Below are 380 nucleotides of genomic sequence, written 5' to 3'. Positions count from 1 at the left end.
CATATGTTGAATGTCTTTCGGAACGAATAGAAATAGAAGATGGACAGTTACTCTAGTTCTGCAAACCCTGCTTTTTGACGCCACCACCAGCGTCAATTACCTGGCGGGGAACCTCTAGGAGCGCCACGTGGGGGCGTCCCAAAGGGGCGTTTCCGGCGGAACGATCGCGTTGGTCACCGGCGTGTACGAGCGCGTGCTGCACCAGGCGAACCTTTTCCTGGATGCGACGAAGAAGCTGCCGAAGGATCGTAAGGCCGCGTTTGCCCAGTACAAGACGCTGGACTGGATGCTACTGCTCCCCATGTTGGTAGGCATGGCGGCCGTAGTGCTCTCGCTGGCTGGTGTGATGGAGAGCTTCGTGACGGACAAGCCGGTGCACT

The 380-nt window shown here is 57.6% G+C and carries 1 protein-coding gene; it reads left to right on the top strand.

All coding sequences use genetic code 11. The annotated features are described in order from the left end of the window. Positions 1 to 127: 127 nt before the first annotated feature. The coding region (locus tag CYJ76_RS11550; protein ID WP_202820490.1) for an undecaprenyl phosphate translocase family protein at positions 128 to 380 on the top strand (253 nt) is incomplete at its 3' end.

It is taken from the genome of Kytococcus schroeteri (assembly GCF_002847825.1).
Classification (GTDB): Bacteria; Actinomycetota; Actinomycetes; order Actinomycetales; family Dermatophilaceae; genus Kytococcus; species Kytococcus schroeteri.
This window is presented reverse-complemented; position numbering and strand designations above follow the sequence as displayed.